Genomic DNA, 21,222 nt, shown 5'->3' with positions numbered 1-21,222 from the left:
TGCGGAGGTTCACCGGTTCGCTCACGGCGCGTACACCGTCTGGACCAGCCGGTTCGGGCGGCCGCGCTGGATGAACGTGCCCCGGCCCGGAGCCTGTTGGGACGCGTACACCCCGGGCAGGAGCTGGCCCTCGCTCCGGTCGCCGGACATCACCAGCGCCGACGCGCCCGACTCCCGCAGGCCCTGCACCAGCGGTTCGTACATGCCGCGCGAGGCGCCGGCCACGCGGCGCGTCAGCACGAAGTGGAGGCCGATGTCGACCGCCGACGGGATGTACGGGAGGAACGCGGCCAGCGGCGACTGGCCGGCGGTCGTCAGTACGTCGTAGTCGTCGACCAGGACCACGATGCGCGGGCCGTTGCCCCAGCTGCCCGGCTCCAGGTCCTCCAGGCGTGCGTCCTCGTCGGGCAGCCGCTTCTCCAGTTCGGTGGCGATCCCGGCCGAAAGTCCGGCGCAGAGCTTGGAGTTGTACGCGTAGCCGCCGTTGAACTCCTCCGGGACCACCCCGCGCAGCGAGCGCCTCGGGTCCATCACGGCGAACACCAGGTCGTCCTCGCCGTAACGGTCGACCAGGCCGTGCGCGACCGTCCGCAGCAGGTTCGTCTTGCCGCACTCGCTGTCCCCCAGCACGAGCAGGTGCTGGTCGTGGGCGAACAGGTCGAGCAGGACGGGTGCCAGCGCCGACTGGTCGAGGCCGAGCGGGACCTGCCGCGGCTCGGCGACCGGACCCGGCAGCAGGTGTGGCTCCAGGATGTGCGGCAGGACCCGTACGGGCTGGGCGACCTCGCCGTGCCAGGTGGCGCGGACCGTCCGGGCGGTGCGCTCCAGCACCACGCCCAGGTCCGCCGTGTCGGCGGCCCCGTCCGTGCGGGGGAGCGCGACCTGGGCGAAGAGCTTTCCGTCGGTGAGGATCCGGCCGGGCTCGTCGGGCGACAGGGTCGCGGCGAGCTTGCGGTCGATGCTCGACTCGCCCGGGTCGTTCAGCCGCAGCTCGACGCGGGTGCCGAAGTTGGACTGGATGGCGATGCGTACGTCGTTCCAGCGCAGCATGCCCGCGACGACGTGGATCCCGTACCCGCCGCCGCGCTTGAGGATGTCCGCGACCGCGTCGTCGAGATCGTCGAAGTCGTCGCGCAGCGCACCGAATCCGTCGATCACGAGCACGATCTCGGCGGACGCCAGCCGCGGCAGCCGACCCGCCGCGTGCAGGGTGCGCAGCTGCTCGACGGAGTCGATGCCGTGCTCGCGGAAGAGGTCCTCGCGCACGGCGAGCATGGCGCGGACCTCCTCGACCGTGCGGGCCGCACGCTCCCGGTCGGCGCGGCCCGCGATGCCGCCCACGTGCGGCAGCTCCGCCAGCGCCTGGAGGCCGCCGCCGACCAGGTCGAGTCCGTAGATGCCGACCTCCTGCGGGGTGTGGGTCAGCGCGAGGGAGAGGACGAGCGTGCGCAGGAGCGTCGTTTTGCCGGACTGCGGGCCGCCGATCAAGGCGGCGTGGCCGCCGGCCACCGTCAGGTCCAGGAACCACTGCCCCTGCCACTGCTTGGCCGGGTCGTCCAGCAGGCCGAGCGGCACCCGCAGCGGACCCTGCTGCCGCGTGCCGGCCCGGCCGTTGCCGGTGCCGCTGCCGCCGCCCGTGCCGGCCCCGGTCAGGCGCATGCCGCGCGGGCCGACGTCCAGCGGACCGGCGACCGTGTCCAGGGCGATCGCGGCGGGCAGCGGAGGCAGCCAGATGCTGCGTACGCCCGGGGCGGCTCCGGTCAACTGGTCGACCATGATGCCGAGTTCGGTCGGGCCGGTCTCGCGGCGGCGGGATGCCGGTTCCTGTTCCTGCTGGGTGCTGCTCGCCCCGGCCAGGGTGTTGAACGCCTCGTACTCCAGGGCGAGGGGGCCGGTCTCCTCATCCTCGACGCGCCGGGCCGGACCGCGGTATCCGCCCGAGACGTAGCCCGCCTTGAACCGGGCGTAGTGGCTGGTGTCGACCTTGAGGTAGCCGAAGCCGGGCAGCGGCGGCAGGTGGAAGGCGTCCGTGGTGTCCAGGACCGTGCGCGACTCGTCGGCGGAGAAGGTCCGCAGGCCGAGGCGGTAGGAGAGGTAGGTCTCCAGGCCCTTGAGCTTGCCGCCCTCGATGCGCTGGCTGGAGAGCAGCAGATGGACGCCGATGGAGCGCCCGATCCGGCCGATGGAGAGGAACAGGTCGATGAAGTCCGGCTTGGCCGTGAGCAGTTCGCCGAACTCGTCGATCACGACGAACAGGTGCGGCAGCGGGTCGAGGTCCGGCCGCCTCGAAGCGCGCAGGGCCGCGTAGTCCCCGATGTCGGCGACGTTGCCCGCGTCCCTCAGGGCCTGCTGGCGGCGCTTGACCTCACCGGCGAGCGAGGAGTGGACCCGCTCGACGAGGCCGGCCTGGTTCTCCAGGTTGGTGATGACGCCCGCGACATGGGGCAGGTCCGCGAACGGTGCGAAGGTGGCGCCGCCCTTGTAGTCGACCAGGACGAGCGCGAGGTCCTCGGGCGGATGGGTGGCCACCAGGCCGAGGACCAGGGTCCGCAGCAGCTCCGACTTGCCGGATCCGGTGGCGCCCACGCACAGCCCGTGCGGTCCCATGCCGAGCTCGGAGGACTCCTTGAGGTCCAGGAGCACCGGCTCGTGGGAGTCGCTGATGCCGATGGGGACACGAAGGAAGGCGCGTTCCCCGCGCGGCGCCCACAGCCGGTCCAGGTCGAGCCGGGCCACGTCGTCGATGCCGAGCATCGCGGCGAACTCGACCGGACCGGACAGTGGGGCGTCCACCAGGGACTCGGCGGAGAGCCGCAGCGGGGCGAGCATCCGGGCCAGGCCCTCGGCGAACGGCACACCGACCTCGTCCACCGTGCCGTGGGCCTGGACCGGTTCCGCCTGGCGCAGGTCCTCGATGGTCACGTCGGTGCCCTCGACGGTGATGCGTACGTTGACGTGACCCGGTTCCTGCACACGCTGTTCGAGCAGGTGCACCACGGTGACGCCCATCTCGCGCAGTCCGACCGCGTCGTCGGGACGCGGCAGGTCGACGGCGTCCTCGCCGTGCCCGTCGGTGACCACGAGCAGCCGGGAGTTCATGGACAGCGCGTCCCGTCCGGCCAGTCCGCGGCGGACCTCGGCGGCGTACGAGGCCCGGCGGCGCAGCTCCGCGTCGAGCCGGCGGGCCAGCTGGGGAGCGGACGGTGCGATGCGGCGAGCTGCGACCGGGCCGTCGAACTGCTCGGGGTCGAGCACGTGCGGCAGCCACTTGGCCCACTCCCAGTCCGCTGTCCGGTCGCCCGGTGCGGCGACGGCGATGGCCACGTCGTCGGGCGCGTGCAGGGCCGCCGCCTGCACGAGCAGGGCGCGGGCGATGCGCAGGCAGTCCTCGCGGGGACCGATGACGCTGACGTTGCCGACGCGGTCGAGGGGGACGGTCAGCGGGAGCTCGGTCCCGTTGCGGAACCGGGTCACCACGGCCGAGGCCTCGTTGAGCATGAAGAGGTCCGGCGGCGTGAGGACGGACGAGCCCTGCTCGGCGATCTGGAGGTCCCGCACCGGCATCTCGCCGGTGCCGACCCGCACCCGCAGGAAGTCGTCGTCGACCCGTCGCCGCTCCCAGAGCCGGGCCGGGTCGCGCACGATGTCGTACAGGGAGTACGGAGACGGGTTCAGCACATCCGCCCGCCCCCGCCGCTCGCGCTCCTCGGCCGACAACTCCTCGCGCAGGTCCTCCACATAGGCGAGGTAGGCCTCGCGCTGCGTACGGCGTGTGCGCTGGGCCTTGCCGCGCTGCGAGAGGAGCAGGGCCGCGGAGCCGATGACCGTGACCACGAGGATGATCGCGCCGAGCCCGGCGAACTGGCTGTTGCGGACGACCGTCATCATCACGACGGACGACATGACCCCGGCGACCGGCAGCAGCGACATCGCGATGTTGCCCGCCTTGCCCTCGGGCAGGTTGGGCGGCGCCTCGATGGTGCGGGGCGCGGGCACGGCCGGCGGGCGGGTGGTCCGGGCGGGGCGGTGGATCAGGCGGGTACTCATCGGCTCCGTCCGGGGTTCACGGCCGGTTCGTGGCGCGTGCGGGGGGCCCGCACCGGTATCGGTGCCGGTGTTTCCAGGGGACTCGGGATCGGCTTCATGGGCCTCGGGATCAGGCGCATCGCGGTCACCGGCGCTTCTGGGAGAGCTCGAACACCTCGGCCGCCAGCCGGGTGGCGGCCAGCCGTGTCGGCCGGGCGAGCAGTTCGGTGCGCAGGGCGCCGCCCGCCGCCAGATGCCGGTCGTAGGGCAGGACGTGGACGCTCGCACCCGTGGACCGGAGCCGTTCGGCGGCCGCCTCCACGTCGATGCCGGGCCGCGCCACGGTGCTGGACAGCACGACCACGGTCCCGGCGATCACATGACGGGGCAGCCCTTGCAGCCACTGCAGCACCGCGTACGTGCTCGTGACGCCGTCCAGCGTGGCGGGGGCGGTCAGGACACGGGCCTGGGAGGCCGAGAGGGCGACCCGGGCGACCTCTGCGGGAAGCGTCTCGCAGTCGACCACGGTCACGCTGAAGTAGCGGCGCAGCGCCACCATGACCCGTTCGTACGTCGCGGTGTCGAGCATCGCCCCGATCCGGCCCTGGCTGCCCGGCAGCAGCCAGGCGTTGTCGGGGAGCTGGACCAGGTAGCCGGTGACGTCGAGCAGCGACATCTGCGGCTCCACGATGTCCGCGAGATCGGCCGTGGTCCACCGCAGCGTCTCTACGCCGAGCCGCAGCGGCAGCGAGCCGAGGGCCGGATCGGCCTCGACGAGGAGGACCGGGTCCTGGCGGTAGTGCGCGTACGCCGTGCCGAGCAGCGCGGCGACCGTCGTCTTGCCCGCACCGCCCCGGATGGACGTGACGGCGATCTGGCGCCCGGTCGTCACCGGCCGCTGGAGCACCTCGGCGGTACGGGTGATCTCGGCGGCCTCGCGCGCCGCAGAGGAGGAAACGATTCGGCGCAGTGCGCGCGAGGCTCGTACGGCGAGCGACTCGCCCCGCTGCGGGCGCCGCGCCGCGCCTGCCAGCTCCCGCTCCACCACCGCCCGCGAGTCCGGAGCGCCGAAGGGCCGGGCGCCCTGCGCCGCGTGGGGGGTGTTCTCCGTGTAGGCGGGGGTGCGCGGTATCTGGGGCGGGGCCTGGACTTGGGCTGCGGCCTGGGCCTGGGCCACCGTCGTCGTCGGGGCCGTCCGTTCGCCGGTGTCCGTCGTGCCGGGCCTGCCCGTCGTGCCTGTCGTGCCCGTTGTACCCGTCGTGCCCTGCGGGGCGGCGGTGCCGCTCAGATCGCGCAGCACATCGCTCTGCCAGTTGTCCGCGTTCGGCATGTCTGTCCTTCATCTCCGCTTCGATGCCCCGCCCGGAGCGCCCGCGCATGTGCTGTCAGTCGTCAGAACTTGTTGAGCAGCTGCCCGTACATGCCGAACACGCCGACGGTGAGCGGGAAGAGCCCCACCACGCCGATGGACTCGACGAGGTCGGCCGTACGCCGCAGCCGGACCCGTACGTGTTCCGGCGGCTCCACCGCCAGCGCGAGCAGGGGCAGCAGCGCCGCCGCGCACAGCACGGCGATGGGCCCGGCGCCCCCGGCGTGATCCGTCCAGAGCATCACCAGACGGACGACGAGGACCGCGGCGGCCGCGAAGAGCGCCACCACCTCGGCCACCAGCGGGAACGCCCGGGCCCGGGACAGGAGCACCACCGCCACCAGCGAGGGCAGCAGCACGGTCCACACGGTCGGCCGGTCGGCCAGGGTGAGGAGCCAGCCGGCGGCGGCCGCCGAGACCGAGGTCGCGAGGGTCGCGAGGGCGAGCCCGCGATGCGTGGCGGCCAGCGCGTTGCCCACATCGTGACGGCTGACGGACACCCCGCCCGAGCGCCGGTCGTCGAGCGCGGTGAGCCCCGAAGCCATCAGGGCGATCCGGGGCAGCAGGCCGAGCAGGACCACGGAGACCACGGCCATCACGGCACCGAGCCGGGCGAGGTCCGACGTGCCGGCGGCGACGCCCTCCCAGACCACGGTCAGGGCGGCGGTGGCCATGGCGCCGATGAGGCCGCCCCGGCCCAGCGGTGAGAAGAGGCCGAGCAGCGCCAGCGACAGGGTGACCGCGCCCGCCACGGCGGCCAGCCGGAGCGCCCCGGACCAGTCGTACGCGTCGGCGGCCGTCCAGGCCGTGAGGATCCCGAGCCCGCTGGAGGCGAGCAGCAGCGCGGTCGCCAGACCGCGCTTGCCCCGTCCGAGCCGGGCGACGAGGGCACCGGCCACCAGGAGGACGACGGTGACGGCCGCCAGGGCGCCCGCCAGCGCGGTGAGCGGGAACTCGCTGCGCGCGAGCAGTGCGGCGATCACCGCGAAGGCCACGGTCGTCGCCCCCGCAGCGGCCCGCCGTGCGGCCGGACGCCAGCGCCAGGCCCGCATGTCGAGGTCGTCCGCCACCTGGTCCGTGACGTCGTGGACCACCGGCGCGGGCGGCGCGGCGTGGGTCCGCACGAGCCGCAGCACGGCGCCGTCACCGATCCCGGCCGACGCCAGGGTGCTGTCGTGCGGCAGCGCCGAGCCGTCGGCGGTGAGCAACTGCCGGGTCAACGGCCGCGCCGCTGCCCGGTCGTCCAGCAACTGCAGGATGTCCGGAAGGAGTTGACCGACAGGGGTGTCGGAGGGCAGCACGATGTCGGCCCGACGCCGCTCACCGACCAGGGTCACCCGGCTCATTTCCGCCCGGGAAGTCATTGCTGTACTCACCACTTACGAAAACCTATCATCGCGATTTCCTGGAATTTCGGGCCAATTGGGCAAAGCGAACCAAGCGAAAAAAGCGGGCCCGTGAAATCCTGTGCCGGTGAATGCCGGCGCACGCACAAGCACTGCCTACGGCTGCGCCGGCTTCGTCGAACCGGCCGGGGCCGGGGCCGAGGGCGTCGGCGAGGACTGCCCGTACTGCTGCGCCTGCCGCTGCTGTTTCTCCTGCTCGGCCTTCTGCTTGTCCAGGGTGTGCTGGAGGAACGACCACCCCACGCACCCCGCGCACAGCACCGCCGTGATCGCGATCCCCGCGAACACCTTCCCGAGGCGTTCGTCCGCCGTCCGCCGCGCGCGCTGGGCGCCGAACAGGAGCGCGTCCCGCATCCGGCGTCGGCGTACCCCCACCGATTCCAGCAGTTGACTGTCGTAATCCCGTGCCATTCGGCCCCCCTTTGCCACTGCAACATATGTCATGTGCCGACGGGCGGGACACATCAGGGTGGCCCGAACGGGACCTCCGTACGCCGGGTGCGTGCGGGATCACTCCTGCCGCAGGGCGAGCCACAACTCCGTACGTACGTCCATGTCGTCCAGGTCCGTCCCCAGCAACGCCCCGCACCGCGCGATGCGTTGGCGGACGGTGTTGCGGTGGACGGACAGGGCCACCGCCGTCCGGTCCCAGCTGCCGTGCAGGGAGAGCCAGCAGCGCAGGGTCTCGGCGAGCGGCTCGGTGAGCGGGGCGAGGAGTTCGCGGGCGCGGTCGGCCGCGGGGCCGGGCGGGAGCAGCGCGGCGAGGCCGGACACCGGAGCGTCCGCCACCAGCGGGGCGCGGGTCGCCTCCGCCCGGCCGAGGGCGCGCGCGGCCCGGATGCCGGCGGCCTCCAGCGCGTCGGCCGGAACGGGGGCCGAGGCGCCGAGCGTCCAGCCCGGCTGCGGGGTGACCCGGTCGGCGCCGGGGACCAGGACCCGTACCGCCTCGTCGCCCCGTTCCGCGTCCACGAGCGCCGAGCCCAGGGCCGCACCGAGCGCGCCCGCGGTGAGCGGGTCCGCCGCCGCGCCGTCGGTGCGGCGCGCGTGCACCACCGTCCAGCGCCCGTCACCGTCCAGCAGTGGCGCCACGTCCGCCGGGTCCGTGCCGAGCAGCAGCCGGACGAGCGCCGCCGAGCGTGCCGCCGCACCGGCGCCCTGGTGCGGAGCGGCCAGCAGGGAGAGCAGGACGACCGCGATCCCGGCGACGGTGCGGTCGCCCGCCTCGCGGTGGTCCGTGGCCAGGGTCAGGGCCAGCCCCTGCCCGCCGCCCAGCGCGTACGCCGACAGATGGGACCCGCCCACGGTGTCGGTGGCCGAGGCGGGGGCGGGGCGGGCTCCCGGGGCGACCACCCGGGCGAGCCGGGCCAGGGCCGCCCGCACCTCCGGGGCCGGTGGCGGTCCCGCCGCGTGCAGTTCCTCGCCGCCGGCCGCCAGCAGGGCCGCCCGCCCCGGCAGCCGGACCGCCAGCTGGTGCAGCACCGCGGGGATCGGGTCCGGCCGCGCCGCCGCCGTGGCCAGGGCCTGCTGGGCCCGCGTCACCCGGCGCAGCTCACGGTGGCGCGCCGCGGCCATCAGCCCCCACACCGCCCGCGCGATCGCGGTGAACGGCGTCCCCGGCGGCACCTCTACCAGCGGCAGCCCGTGCCGGTCACAGGCGGCGACCAGGGCCGGCGGCACCGCCTCGTGCACCGGCCGCACCCCGAAACCGAGTGCCGCCGCCCCCGCCTCCACCAGCCGGGCCACATACGTGTCCGGGTCCGCGAGCAGCACCCCGGCGCTCAGCAGCAGCTCGCCGCCGAGCAGATACGGGTACGGGTCCGCCATCTCCGAGGTGTGCACCCACAGCAGCTCGGCGTCGGCCGGCCCCGCGATCAGGCGGAGCCCGAGCTCCTCCAGGGCCAGCAGCCCGGCCAGCGGAACGGGTGGGGTGGGCGGTCCCACGGGGGAGTCGGGCATGGATGATTCATCCGTTCAGTGAGGCATAGGTGGAGGAAACATACACTTCAGGGTCGCCGCACCGCCGCCTAGCGTCGTCGGTGGACCCGTACGCGTGATTCCGTCCCGTTCCGGGGGATCCGGCACACTCGAAGCAGCGCGTCAGCGAGGGAACCAGAAGAACCCGAACGAACCGAAGGAAAGGCTCTCCACCCCATGAGCAGCAACGAAGCGCCGCGCGGCCCCGTCGACTCGTCCCGCGTCCCGCGGTACGCCGGACCCGCGACGTTCGCGCGGCTGCCCCGCCTCGACGAGGTCGGCACCACGGAGGTCGCCGTCGTCGGGGTGCCCTTCGACTCGGGCGTCTCCTACCGGCCCGGCGCCCGCTTCGGCGGCAACGCGATCCGGGAGGCCTCCCGGCTCCTGCGCCCGTACAACCCGGCGCAGGACGCCTCACCGTTCGCCCTCGCGCAGGTCGCCGACGCCGGGGACATCGCCGCCAACCCCTTCAACATCAACGAGGCCGTCGAGACGATCGAGGCCGCCGCCGACGACCTCCTCTCCACCGGCGCCCGGCTGATGACGCTCGGCGGCGACCACACCATCGCGCTGCCGCTGCTGCGCTCCGTCGCCAAGAAGCACGGCCCCGTCGCGCTGCTCCACTTCGACGCGCACCTCGACACCTGGGACACCTACTTCGGCGCCGCGTACACCCACGGCACCCCGTTCCGCCGGGCCGTCGAGGAAGGCATCCTCGACACGTCCGCGCTCTCCCACGTCGGCACCCGCGGCCCGCTGTACGGCAAGCAGGACTTGACCGACGACGCCAAGATGGGCTTCGGCATCGTCACCTCCGCCGACGTCATGCGGCGCGGCGTCGACGAGATCGCGGACCAGCTGCGTCAGCGCATCGGCGACCGGCCGCTCTACATCTCCATCGACATCGACGTGCTGGACCCTGCGCACGCCCCCGGCACCGGCACCCCCGAGGCCGGCGGCCTCACCTCCCGCGAGCTGCTGGAGATCGTGCGCGGGCTGTCCTCCTGCAACCTGGTCTCCGCCGACCTGGTCGAGGTCGCCCCCGCGTACGATCACGCCGAGATCACCTCTGTCGCGGCCTCGCACGCCGCGTACGAGCTGACGACGATCATGACCCGGCAGATCGCGGAGGCCCGGAAGCCGGTCGAGGGGGCACGGGACCAGTGAGCCACGACCACCACGACGAGCGGCCCGAGCTCACCCCCGCCCAGATCGCCGCCGCGCTGAACCCTCCGCCCGGACGCAACGGCGGCGACCTCGTCGTCGAGACCCTCCAGGGCCTCGGTGCGACCACCGTCTTCGGTCTGCCCGGCCAGCACGCGCTGGGTATCTTCGACGCGCTGCGCCGCTCGTCCCTCGGCTACGTCGGCCTGCGCGTCGAGAACAACGCGGGCTTCGCCGCCGACGCGTACGGGCGCATCACCGGCGAGGTCGCCCCGCTCCTCCTGTCCACCGGACCCGGTGCGCTCACCTCGCTCGCCGCGCTCCAGGAGGCGGCCTCGGCGTCGGCCCCCGTACTGGCGATCTCCAGCCAGATCCCGACCGCGGGTCTGGGCGGCGGCCGGCACGGCTATCTGCACGAGCTCCGCGACCAGAAGGCCTCGTTCCGCGACGTCGTGAAGTCGGTCCACACCGTCCGTACCGCCTCGCAGATCCCGTCCGCGATCGCCGCCGCCTGGGAGTCCGCGCTGACCGCCCCGCACGGTCCGGTCTGGATCGAGATCCCGCAGGACGTGCTCATTGCCGAGACGACCCTGCCCGTCGTCACGGCGATGGACGCCACCCCGCGCGAGGTGCACGCCCGCCCCGAACTCATCGCGGTGGCAGCGCACCTGCTGTCGAACGCGGAGCGACCGGCGATCATCGCGGGCGGCGGGGTCGTACGCTCCGACGCCTCCGGCAAGCTGCGGGCCCTCGCGGAGAAGGTCGGCGCCCCGGTCGTCACCACGTACGGCGGCAAGGGCGCCTTCCCGTGGGAGCACCCCCTCTCCCTCCAGTCCTGGATCGAGGACCGGCACACGACGGACTTCCTGGAGGACGCCGACGTCCTGCTCGTCGTAGGCTCCGGACTCGGTGAACTCTCCTCGAACTACTACACGTTCGCGCCCCGCGGCCGTGTCGTGCAGATCGAGGCCGACGCCGGGAAACTGGAGTCCAACCACCCGGCCCTCGGCATCCACGCCGACGCCCGCGACGCGCTGGCCGACCTCCTCGACGCGGTCACCCCGCGCCGGGACCCGGCCGCCGCCGAGCGGGTCGCGGCGGTGCTCGGCCGGGTCCGGGACCGGATCGCCGGCCAGGAACTCACCCTGGAACAGCGCCTCGTCGCCGGGATCAGGACCGCCCTGCCCGACGCGTCACCCAGCTTCTGGGACATGACGATCCTCGGCTACTGGGCCTGGGCCGCCTTCGACGCCCGTCACCCCAACACCATGCACTCCGCCCAGGGCTCCGGCGGCCTCGGCTACGCCTTCCCGGCGGCCATCGGCGCGGCCGCCGCCGACCGGACGAAGCCCGTCCTCGCGGTGTCCGGAGACGGCGGCGCGATGTACTCCATCGCGGAGCTCGCCACCGCCCGCCAGTACGACCTGCCCGTCACCTGGCTGATCGTCGACGACGGTGGCTACGGCATCCTGCGCGAGTACATGACCGACGCCTTCGGCGAGACCAGCGCGACGGAACTGTCCCGCCCGGACTTCGTGGCCCTCGCCGAGTCCTTCGGCGTCCCCGCCGTCCGTACGAACCCGGAGGCGCTCAGCGACGACCTGGCCAAGGCGCTCGCACAGCCCGGCCCCTCGGTCGTCGTCCTCCCTGCTCTGCTGCGGATGTTCGCGCCGACGCACCTCTGACGCCCTCGTGCCAGGGCCCGGGACCGCAGTCGTCCCGGGCCCGGGTACGTCACCTCAGAGCACGGCGGTCTCCTTGGCGATGACCTCCAGCTGATCCTGCCGGCCCCGGGCGAACTCCGCGCGCTGACCAGTGTCCTGACTGCCCGGCAGGTCCCGGGCCGCCGGCAGCAGGTCCGGGATCATCCGGAACACCGCACCGGCCGCGGCCGCCCGGCCACGCAGCCGAGCGGAATGCAGGGACCGGCCCACCATGATCAGCGGCTCGGTCATATGGGTGCGGGGTCTCTTCGCGGCGTTCTCCCGCATGTCCGCGCGGCCCAGCGCGCGGGAACCGATGTCGGCGAGCGACTCCAAGGTCTCCAGAGCCGCGTACAACTGACCGCAACGGTAGGCATCCGTGGGCGGGCCCTCCGACATGACCTCTCCTCCGTTCCACCGGCAGAGGGCATCACTACCCGTCCGGGCCCGCGACGGAACGCCGCGACGAGACGTGCACGGGATCCGGCACGGCATCGCTCACGAATTCGGGCACGAACCACCTTCGCCGTACAACTTTCCGCCCGTCCGCGAGTCAACCCAGTGGGCACGCCGGGGGGCGTGCCCACGAACCTCAGGGGACGGGAAGCCACACACATGACGACACCCCGCATATCCCGACGTGCCCGTGGCGCACTCTGCGCCGCGCTCGCCGTCGGAGTGCTCGCACCCGTGGCGGTCACCGCGGCACCCGCCGCGGCCGCCACACCGACGGCGAGCTGCACCTCGGCGAGGGCCGGGCTCGCCGCCAAGCTGTCGAAGGACATCACCGCCGCGCTCAAGGGGCGCAAGTCGACCACCGCGGTGTCCCTCTACGACCGGACCACGAAGACCACGTGCACGCTCCGGGCCACGTCGAAGTACGACTCCGCCAGCGTCGTGAAGGCGACCGTGCTGGCCACACTGCTCTGGGACAACGCCAAGCACGGCCGCCACCTCACGCAGCGCGAGGCCGACCTCAGCACCGCGATGATCACCAAGTCCGACAACAACGCGACCACCGCCCTGTGGAAGCAGCTCGGTGTCACCAAGGTCAACGCGTTCCTCAAGGCGGCCGGGATGACACACACCGTGCCCGGCTCCGGCGGCTACTGGGGGCTGACCCAGATCACCGCCCAGGACGAGCAACGGCTGCTGCTCCTCCTCACCGCGAAGAACTCCGTGCTCACCGACAGCGCCCGCTCCTACGAGCTCGGCCTGATGCGCAAGGTCGTCTCCGGCCAGCGCTGGGGCACCCCCGCCGGGGCCCCGGCGGGAGTCACCGTCCACGTCAAGAACGGCTGGCTGCAGCGCGCCACCCATGGCTGGCGGGTCCACAGCATCGGCGCCTTCACGGGCAAGGGCCACGACTACGTGCTCACGGTGCTGACCCAGGACAACAAGACGATGACGGACGGCGTCAACACCATCCAGGCCGTCGCCAAGGTCGTGCACCACGACCTGAACCTGCCGCCCGCGAAACCGCGCATCATGCGCGACCTGTCCGCCCGCACCCTGCACCGTGCGGACGTCTCCACCGTGACACCCTTCCTCCAGGAGGCGATCCCGCCGGTGCCCGAGGCGCCGGCCGGCCGGATGCTCACCGTGTCCCCGCAGTAGTCCGTCCGAGGACCCAGGTCGTGTCCGCGAGGTCCCGTCGGGCCCGCGGGGCGGACGCCGACGCTGTGCGGACGCGACCTGGAGCCCGTCTCCTCGACTTCACGGCCTGCGACGTCACGTCGAGGCCCTGGGCCCACAACTCCCCGGAGGAGACACGTACCGGCCTCGGGGGAAGCCGCTTTAACGTAGGGGACACCTTCCGTAGCTCTCCCGTAACACCTGGGCGCAAGACTCTCGGCATCGCGCAGCTCCCGGGGCGACGGGCTCATCCGCCCGCAGGCCCGGGGCTGCAAGCTCACGACGCGTCCGGCAGCAAGGCCGGTGCGTGCGTGCCCGGTCCGCCCTGCGCGGGTCGGTGGAAGCGCCGGGGGCGGTGACCGCGCTTCGTTCCCCCGCGTACCGGCTCGACGGCCGCGTACGCCGCGAAGAGGGAGAACCACGTTGACCACAGAGCCGTACCGCATGCCCGCCGAGCGGGAGACCGGGGCCGAGCAGGAGCTCGACCGGGAGCGGCGGATGGGCGCCGCTACCGGGACCGCGACCGTGGCCCGGGACATCCGGGTCGTCGATCTGACCGACTTCGAAGCCCGCCGCGCCGACATCACCGCGGAGTTGTGGCAGGCCCGGTTCGCCAGGGGATTCCTCGCCTCCGTCGCCGTGCTCGTGGGCCTCGCCGCCGGAACGGCACTGGCCGCGACCGTGGGGCGTACGGACTTCTCCGGCATAGGCAAGGCCGACTGGGTCGGCATGCAGGCCCCCCTGCACTACGGCGCACCGCGCTTCGACGTCATGGCTGTCCTCGCGATCGTGCTCGTCCTCGTGATCATCGCGGTGGAGTCCATCGGTCAGTTCTTCGCTGTCGGAGAGATAGCCGGACGGGAGGTCGACGAACGGGACATCACCCGCGCCCTGCGCGCCGACGGACTGGCGACCGTCCTGGCCGGGCTGATCAATTCCTTCCCGACCACGGTCTACTCGCAGAATGTCGGACTGCTGCGGCTGACCCGTGTCACCTCCCGCTGGATCGTCGCGGCGGCCGGCGTGCTCATGCTGATCCTCGGCCTGATGCCCAAGGTGGGTGCGGTGGTCGCCGCCATGCCGGCCGCCGTGCTGGGCGGCGCGACCATCGTCCTGTTCTCCACGATCGCCGTGGTCGGCGTGCAGATCCTCGTCAAGGCCGACCTCTCCGATGCCCGGAACACCGTGCTGGTCGCGGCGAGCCTCGGCATCGGGTTCCTGCCGACCGCCTGTCCCCAGTTCGCGGAGCACATGCCCACGCGGCAGCTCCAGGTGCTCTTCGAGAGCGGCATCATGCTCGGCACGCTGTCGGCCGTCCTGCTCAATCTGTTCTTCCACCATCTGGGGCGACTCACGGCCCGCCCTGCGCAGACCGCCACCGAACCGGCCTAGAACCCTTCGTCCCGCCCGCCGGATCCGAACGAAAGGACCTACGCCGAAGGTCCCGTATTTGTTGCAGCGGGATGAAATCCGCAGCACACCGCGTTGGTGCCTTCCGGTACAGCAGGTCGATCGGGAGGCACCGCGTGTCGGACGCAGGCGAGCAAGGAAGCGGCGGACAGCCGCGCGGCTGGGCGCGGAGGCTGAGCGGTTACGCCTGGCGCTACCGGCGCAACGTGCTGCTGGCGCTCGGCTCGTCGCTCGCCGGCATGGCGGTGATGGCCCTCGTCCCCCTCGTCACCAAGGTGATCATCGACGACGTGGTCGTCGGCCACACCCGGTCCCTGGCCGTCTGGACCGGACTGCTGATCGTCGCGGCCGTGCTCGTGTACGTCTCCACGTACATCCGCCGCTACTACGGGGGCCGGCTCGCCCTCGACGTGCAGCACGACCTGCGGACCGAGATCTACGGGACGATCACCCGCCTCGACGGCAGACGCCAGGACGAGCTCTCCACCGGACAGGTCGTCGGCCGCGCCACCAGCGACCTCCAGCTGATCCAGAGCCTGCTCTTCATGCTCCCGATGACCATCGGGAACGTCCTGCTCTTCCTCATCTCCCTGGTCATCATGGCGTGGCTCTCGCCGCTGCTGACCCTCATCGCCGTCGCCGTCGCCCCCGCCCTCTGGTTCATCGCGCGCCGCTCCCGTACCCGCCTCTTCCCCGCCACCTGGTACGCCCAGTCGCAGGCTGCCGCCGTCGCCGGAGTCGTCGACGGGGCCGTCTCCGGCGTCCGCGTCGTCAAGGGCTTCGGGCAGGAGGACCAGGAGACCGGCAAGCTGCGCGAGGTCGGGCGCAGGCTCTTCGCCGGCCGGCTGCGCACCATCCGGCTGAACTCCCGCTACACCCCCGCGCTCCAGGCCGTCCCCGCGCTCGGCCAGGTCGCGATGCTCGCCCTCGGCGGCTGGCTCGCCACCCGCGGCGAGATCACCCTCGGCACGTTCGTCGCCTTCTCCACCTACCTGGCCCAGCTCGTCGGCCCGGTCCGGATGCTCGCCATGGTCCTCACCGTCGGCCAGCAGGCCCGCGCCGGTGTGGAGCGCGTACTGGAACTGATCGACACCGAACCGTCCCTCCAGGACGGCACCAAGGAACTGCCGGCCGGCATCCCCGCCGGCGTCGAGTTCGACGACGTCCGCTTCGGCTACACCGAGGACCGCCCCGTACTCGACGGCTTCTCGCTGACCATCGAACCGGGCGAGACCGTCGCCGTCGTCGGCGCGTCCGGCAGCGGCAAGTCCACCGTCTCGCTCCTGCTGCCGCGCTTCTACGACGTCACGCACGGCGCCGTCCTCGTCGGCGGACACGACGTCCGCGAACTGACCCTCGACTCGCTGCGGGCCGCCATCGGCCTCGTGCCGGAGGACAGCTTCCTGTTCTCCGACACCATCCGCGCCAACATCGCCTACGGCCTCCCGGACGCCACCGACGAACAGATCGAGCAGGCCGCCCGTTCCGCCCGCGCCGACCGGTTCATCGCCGAGCTGCCCGACGGCTACGACACCAAGGTCGGCGAGCACGGACTCACCCTCTCCGGCGGCCAGCGCCAGCGCGTCGCGCTCGCCCGCGCCATCCTCACCGACCCCCGGCTGCTCCTCCTCGACGACGCCACCTCCGCCGTCGACGCCCGCGTCGAGCACGAGATCCACGACGCGCTGCGCCAGGTCATGGCCGGCCGCACCACCCTGCTGATCGCCCACCGCCGCTCCACCCTGGGCCTCGCCGACCGGATCGCCGTCCTGGAGAACGGCCGGCTCGCCGACATCGGCACCCACGAGGAGCTGGAGCGCCGTTCCGCGCTCTACCGCCGCCTGCTCACCGACCCGGACGAGCTGGGCGGCACCTCGCCCGGCCACCTCTCCAGGGCAGCCGCCACCGACCCCGCCGACGACCGCGCGCTCCAGGAGGAGATCGACGCCGAGTTCGACGCCGAACGGGGCATCACGCCGGAGCTGTGGGTCCGCAAGGAGGAGGAGCGCGAGACCGACGCGGCCGGCACCCCCGCCACCCCCGAGCTCCTCGCCCAGGTCGAGGCCCTGCCCCCGGCGACCGACACCCCGGACATCGACGAGGCCCGCGCCGTGCACGCCGAGGAGTCCTACGGGCTCCGCCGGCTGCTGCGCGGCTTCGGGCTGCCGCTGCTGGTCAGCCTGGGGCTGGTGGCCGTGGACGCCGGGGCGGGCCTGCTGCTTCCCGTACTGATCAGGAACGGCATCGACGACGGAGTCACCCAGCTGGCACTCGGCGCGGTCTGGACGGCCTCCGCCTTCGGCCTCCTCGTCGTCCTGGTGCAGTGGGCGGCCCAGACCGGCGAGACCCGGATGACCGGCCGCACCGGCGAGCGCGTGCTCTACTCGCTGCGGCTGAAGATCTTCGCGCAGCTCCAGCGCCTCGGCCTGGACTACTACGAGCGTGAGCTCACCGGCCGGATCATGACCCGGATGACGACGGACGTGGACGCCCTGTCCACGTTCCTCCAGACCGGTCTCGTCACGGCCTTCGTCTCCGTCGTCACGTTCTTCGGCATCATGGTCGCGCTGCTGGTCCTGGACGTGGAACTCGCCCTGGTCGTCTTCGCGACACTGCCGTTGCTGGTCATCGGCACGTTCTTCTTCCGCCGCAAGAGCGTCAAGGCGTACGAGCTGGCCCGTGAGCGGATCAGCGTCGTCAACGCCGACCTCCAGGAGTCCGTCTCCGGCCTCCGGATCGTCCAGGCCTTCCGCCGCGAGCGGGACGGCGCCGACCGGTTCGCCGCCCGCAGCGACCACTACCGCGAGGCCCGCGTCCGGGGCCAGTGGCTGATCTCGGTGTACTTCCCGTTCGTCCAGCTGCTGTCGTCGGTGGCCGCCGCCGCCGTGCTGATCGTCGGCGCGGGCCGGGTCGACAACGGCACGCTCACCACGGGTGCGCTGGTCGCCTACCTGCTCTACATCGACCTGTTCTTCGCCCCCGTTCAGCAGCTCTCGCAGGTCTTCGACGGCTACCAGCAGGCCACCGTCTCCCTCGGCCGCATCCAGGAGCTCCTCCAGGAGCCGACGTCCACCGCCGACCGGGACGAACCGCAGGACGTGAAGTCGCTGCGCGGCGACATCGCCTTCGAGGACGTGTCCTTCGCGTACGGCGGCGAGGAGACCGCCCTCACCGGAATCGACCTGCGCATCCCGGCCGGCCAGACGGTCGCGTTCGTCGGCGAGACCGGCGCCGGCAAGTCCACCCTGGTCAAGCTCGTCGCCCGCTTCTACGACCCGACGGGTGGCCGGGTCACGGCGGACGGCACCGATCTGCGCGCGCTGGACATGACGGCGTACCGGCACCGGCTCGGGGTCGTACCCCAGGAGGCGTACCTCTTCGCCGGCACGGTGCGTGACGCCATCGCGTACGGGCGGCCGGAGGCCACCGACGCCGAGGTGGAGGCGGCGGCCAGGGCGGTCGGCGCGCACGACATGATCGCCACCCTGGAGGACGGCTACCTCCACGAGGTCGCCGAACGGGGCCGCAACCTCTCGGCCGGCCAGCGTCAGCTGATCGCGCTCGCCCGCGCCGAACTCGTCGACCCGGACATCCTGCTGCTCGACGAGGCCACCGCGTCCCTGGACCTCGCCAGCGAGGCCCTCGTCAACCAGGCGACCGAGCGCCTCGCGGGCCGGCGCACCACCCTCGTCGTCGCCCACCGCCTCACCACCGCCGCCCGCGCCGACCGGGTCGTGGTGATGGACCACGGCCGCGTCGTCGAGGACGGCACCCACGACGAACTCCTCGCCCGGAACGGGCACTACGCCGTGCTGTGGCGCACCTTCATAGGAGAGGACGAGCCGGCGGGGGTGTGACGGGTTACCGCGCGGTGCGGGGCCCTCGGCCGGGCGGGCGCGGGGCCCTCGGCCGGGCGGGCGCGCGTGGTTCCTGGGCGCGGGGCCCGTCGGCCTTGCCCCGCGTCCGGGGCTCGGGGTTCCGTCCTCAATCGCCGGACGGGCTTGAGTTGTGCGGCTTGCCCCGCGGGGGTGCGCCGCTGCCCGGCGGGTGGGGGTCCGGTGCCCCTCCGGGGCGTCTCCTCAAACGACGAACGTTTCCAGTCCCACGCAGCGGACCCCGGTATCCGTTCGTCGTCCTGCGGGGACTCCCCTGCACGGCCCCGGACCGGCCGTCCTGCGTCTGCGGCAGCAGTCCCACCGGTGTGCAGACGCAGGCGATGCCGGGTGGGGGCGTGCAGGGGAGTCCCCGCAGAAAATGGCGTACGACCCGGGTACTTGTTCGTCGTCGGGTGCACACGCCATTTTTGAGGAGTCTCCCCGGAGGGACCCCACCCCCACCCACCGCACAGAGGCGCACCCCGCGGCGGGGCCGCACACAAGCCTGTCCGGCGATTGAGGACGGAACCCCCCGCCCCGGGCGACCGCAACCGCAACCGCAACCGCCAAAGGGCGCCCCGCGTCGTACGGAGATACACGTGTGTGCGCTCATGTGTCGGGTAGAGGCATGAGCGTTCGATGAGGTGATGGGGCTGCTGGTGACCAGAGGGACCGAAAGACACGGCGGGCGCATACGGCGCGGGGTCCCGTGCCGCCTGCTCGCCCTCGCCCTGACAACCGCTCTCGGGCTCGTCGTCGGCGGCGTGGAGGCGAGCAGCGCCGATGCCGCCTCGGTGTGTGCCGGACGGCCGGGGAAGACGGTGAAGTTCTCGACGGGAGAGCTGCGCGTCTACCGCACCCGCTCCTACGCCTGCGCCGTCGCCGTGGCGGCCAAGCCCGGCAAGCGGCGCGCGATGTCCGTACAGATCCAGCCCCGCGGCGGCCGGCCCGTGATCGACAGTGGTTCCTTCACCCAGCGGGCCGGACCGGTGACCGTTCACGCCCTGAACCGCTGTGTCCGGGCCTCGGGCACGATCGCCGGAAAGACCGGAACCACGGGCTGGATCCTGTGCTGACCGGGTGACGCGCGCGCATGCCCCGGCAACAGGGGGTGGTGGTACGGGTTTTGCCCCGCTAGGTTCACGACGTCTGTTGTGAATCTTGGGGAGGGTGTATGCGCAAGGCGCTCAGAGGGTTCCTGTCGCTGGCGGTGCTCATCGGCACAGTGAGTGCGACGGGTGCTTCGGCCGGGGCGGCCACCGCCGCAGAACCGGCCGCGCTCCGTTCCGCCGTCAGTGACAGCGGTACGAGCACGGACATCAAGGACCGCATCCTGGCCATCCCAGGCATGAGTCTCATCGAGGAGAAGCCCTACGCCGGATACCGCTACTTCGTCCTCAACTACACCCAGCCGGTAGACCACCGGCACCCGTCCAAGGGCACGTTCCAGCAGCGCATCACCCTGCTGCACAAGGACACGTCCCGCCCGACGGTCTTCTACACCAGCGGCTACAACGTCTCCACCAACCCCAGCCGCTCGGAGCCGACCCGGATCATCGACGGCAACCAGGTCTCGCTGGAGTACCGGTTCTTCACCCCGTCGCGTCCGTCGCCCGCCGACTGGTCGAAGCTCGACATCTGGCAGGCCGCCAGTGACCAGCACCGGGTCTTCACCGCGCTGAAGCAGATCTACTCCAAGAACTGGCTGACCACCGGCGGTTCCAAGGGCGGCATGACCGCCACGTACTTCGAGCGTTTCTACCCGAAGGACATGGACGGCGTCGTCGCCTACGTCGCACCCAACGACGTGGTCAACAAGGAGGATTCGGCGTACGACCGGTTCTTCGCCAACGTCGGCACCAAGGAGTGCCGCGACCGGCTGGAGGGCGTGCAGCGCGAGGCGCTGGTCCGCCGGGAGCCGCTGGAGAAGAAGTACGCGCAGTACGCCGCCGACAACGGCTACACCTTCACCACCGTCGGCAACCTGGACAAGGCCTACGAGGCCGTCGTCATGGACTACGTCTGGGCGTACTGGCAGTACAGCCTGCTCGCCGACTGCGACACCATCCCGGCAGACGCCGAGAGCGCCACCGACCAGGCGATCTGGGACTCGATCGACTCGATCTCCGGCTTCTCCGCCTACGCGGACCAGGGCCTGGCGAATTACACGCCGTACTACTACCAGGCCGGTACGCAGCTCGGCTCGCCCGACATCAAGCAGCCCTGGCTCGGCACGTTGAGCCGCTACGGCTACCAGCCGCCGCGCAACTTCGTACCGAGTTCCATCCCGATGAAGTTCCAGCCCTCGGTGATGCGCGACGTCGACACCTGGGTGAAGAACCACGCCAGCCACATGCTGTACGTGTACGGGGAGAACGACCCGTGGGGCGCCGAGCGCTTCCGGCTCGGCAAGGGCGCCCGTGACAGCTACGTCTTCACGGTGGCCGGCGGCAACCACGGCTCGAACGTCGCCGGTCTGGCTGCGGAGGAGAAGGCCAAGGCCACCGCGGCCATCCTGCGCTGGGCGGGCGTCGCCCCGGCCGCCGTCCAGGCGGACCCGGCGAAGGCGAAGCCGCTCGCGAAGTTCGACGCGCGGCTCGACAAGAAGGACCTGACGACCGAGCACCGGCTCGGCACCAGGCGCCCGTAGCGGCACTCCG

General features: G+C 72.4%; 13 protein-coding genes. 7 read left to right on the top strand and 6 right to left on the bottom strand.

Features of this window, described 5'->3' with window-relative positions; genetic code table 11:
• Positions 1-21 precede the first annotated feature (21 nt).
• The 5 genes from eccCa to OG446_RS12295 form a co-directional block, all read right to left on the bottom strand.
• The gene (eccCa, locus tag OG446_RS12315) at positions 22-4,047 is read right to left on the bottom strand and encodes a type VII secretion protein EccCa (RefSeq protein WP_328894069.1); all 4,026 of its coding nucleotides are present in this window, start codon (positions 4,045-4,047) and stop codon (positions 22-24) included.
• Between the two features lie 124 nt (positions 4,048-4,171).
• Positions 4,172-5,356, bottom strand: a complete 1,185-nt coding sequence (locus OG446_RS12310; RefSeq protein ID WP_328894068.1) for a MinD/ParA family ATP-binding protein — start codon at positions 5,354-5,356, stop codon at positions 4,172-4,174.
• Positions 5,357-5,418: 62 nt separating this feature from the next.
• Positions 5,419-6,759, bottom strand: a complete 1,341-nt coding sequence (eccD, locus tag OG446_RS12305; protein ID WP_328898280.1) for a type VII secretion integral membrane protein EccD — start codon at positions 6,757-6,759, stop codon at positions 5,419-5,421.
• 138 nt (positions 6,760-6,897) lie between these two features.
• Positions 6,898-7,212, bottom strand: a complete 315-nt coding sequence (locus tag OG446_RS12300; protein WP_328894067.1) for a hypothetical protein — start codon at positions 7,210-7,212, stop codon at positions 6,898-6,900.
• Positions 7,213-7,311: 99 nt separating this feature from the next.
• A complete protein-coding gene (locus tag OG446_RS12295; RefSeq protein WP_328894066.1) occupies positions 7,312-8,757 on the bottom strand; it encodes a PucR family transcriptional regulator in 1,446 nt (481 codons plus the stop codon).
• 195 nt (positions 8,758-8,952) lie between these two features.
• Here OG446_RS12295 and speB point away from each other — a divergent pair, with 195 nt between their 5' ends.
• On the top strand, positions 8,953-9,942 hold the full coding sequence (speB, locus tag OG446_RS12290) for an agmatinase (protein ID WP_328894065.1): 990 nt from the start codon (positions 8,953-8,955) through the stop codon (positions 9,940-9,942).
• Entirely contained in the window at positions 9,939-11,624 is a 1,686-nt protein-coding gene (locus OG446_RS12285; protein WP_328894064.1) for a thiamine pyrophosphate-binding protein, read from the top strand. The genes speB and OG446_RS12285 overlap by 4 nt, the downstream gene beginning before the upstream one ends.
• 54 nt (positions 11,625-11,678) lie before the next feature.
• Here the strand turns inward: OG446_RS12285 and OG446_RS12280 are convergent, their stop codons facing one another.
• On the bottom strand, positions 11,679-12,041 hold the full coding sequence (locus OG446_RS12280) for a hypothetical protein (RefSeq protein WP_328894063.1): 363 nt from the start codon (positions 12,039-12,041) through the stop codon (positions 11,679-11,681).
• A gap of 216 nt (positions 12,042-12,257) precedes the next feature.
• On the opposite strand from OG446_RS12280, the gene OG446_RS12275 reads away from it, so the two are divergent.
• The 5 genes from OG446_RS12275 (at position 12,258) to OG446_RS12255 (ending at position 21,212) form a co-directional block, all read left to right on the top strand.
• Complete coding sequence (locus tag OG446_RS12275) at positions 12,258-13,259, top strand: serine hydrolase (RefSeq protein ID WP_328894062.1); 1,002 nt, start codon at positions 12,258-12,260, stop codon at positions 13,257-13,259.
• A gap of 441 nt (positions 13,260-13,700) precedes the next feature.
• Positions 13,701-14,669 (top strand): solute carrier family 23 protein, encoded by a 969-nt coding sequence (locus OG446_RS12270; protein ID WP_328894061.1) that lies wholly within the window; start codon positions 13,701-13,703, stop codon positions 14,667-14,669.
• A gap of 134 nt (positions 14,670-14,803) precedes the next feature.
• Positions 14,804-18,544, top strand: a complete 3,741-nt coding sequence (locus OG446_RS12265) for an ABC transporter ATP-binding protein (RefSeq protein WP_328894060.1) — start codon at positions 14,804-14,806, stop codon at positions 18,542-18,544.
• A 677-nt stretch (positions 18,545-19,221) separates the two neighbouring features.
• Positions 19,222-19,638 (top strand): hypothetical protein, encoded by a 417-nt coding sequence (locus OG446_RS12260; protein WP_328894059.1) that lies wholly within the window; start codon positions 19,222-19,224, stop codon positions 19,636-19,638.
• Between the two features lie 98 nt (positions 19,639-19,736).
• Positions 19,737-21,212, top strand: coding sequence for a S28 family serine protease (locus tag OG446_RS12255; RefSeq protein ID WP_328894058.1), 1,476 nt, complete (start codon positions 19,737-19,739; stop codon positions 21,210-21,212).
• Positions 21,213-21,222: the final 10 nt, after the last annotated feature.

The sequence above is a fragment of the Streptomyces sp. NBC_00236 genome, from assembly GCF_036195045.1.
Lineage (GTDB): Bacteria > Actinomycetota > Actinomycetes > Streptomycetales > Streptomycetaceae > Streptomyces.
The sequence above is the reverse complement of the archived record's forward strand: the minus strand, read 5'-3'. Positions and strand labels throughout refer to the sequence as shown.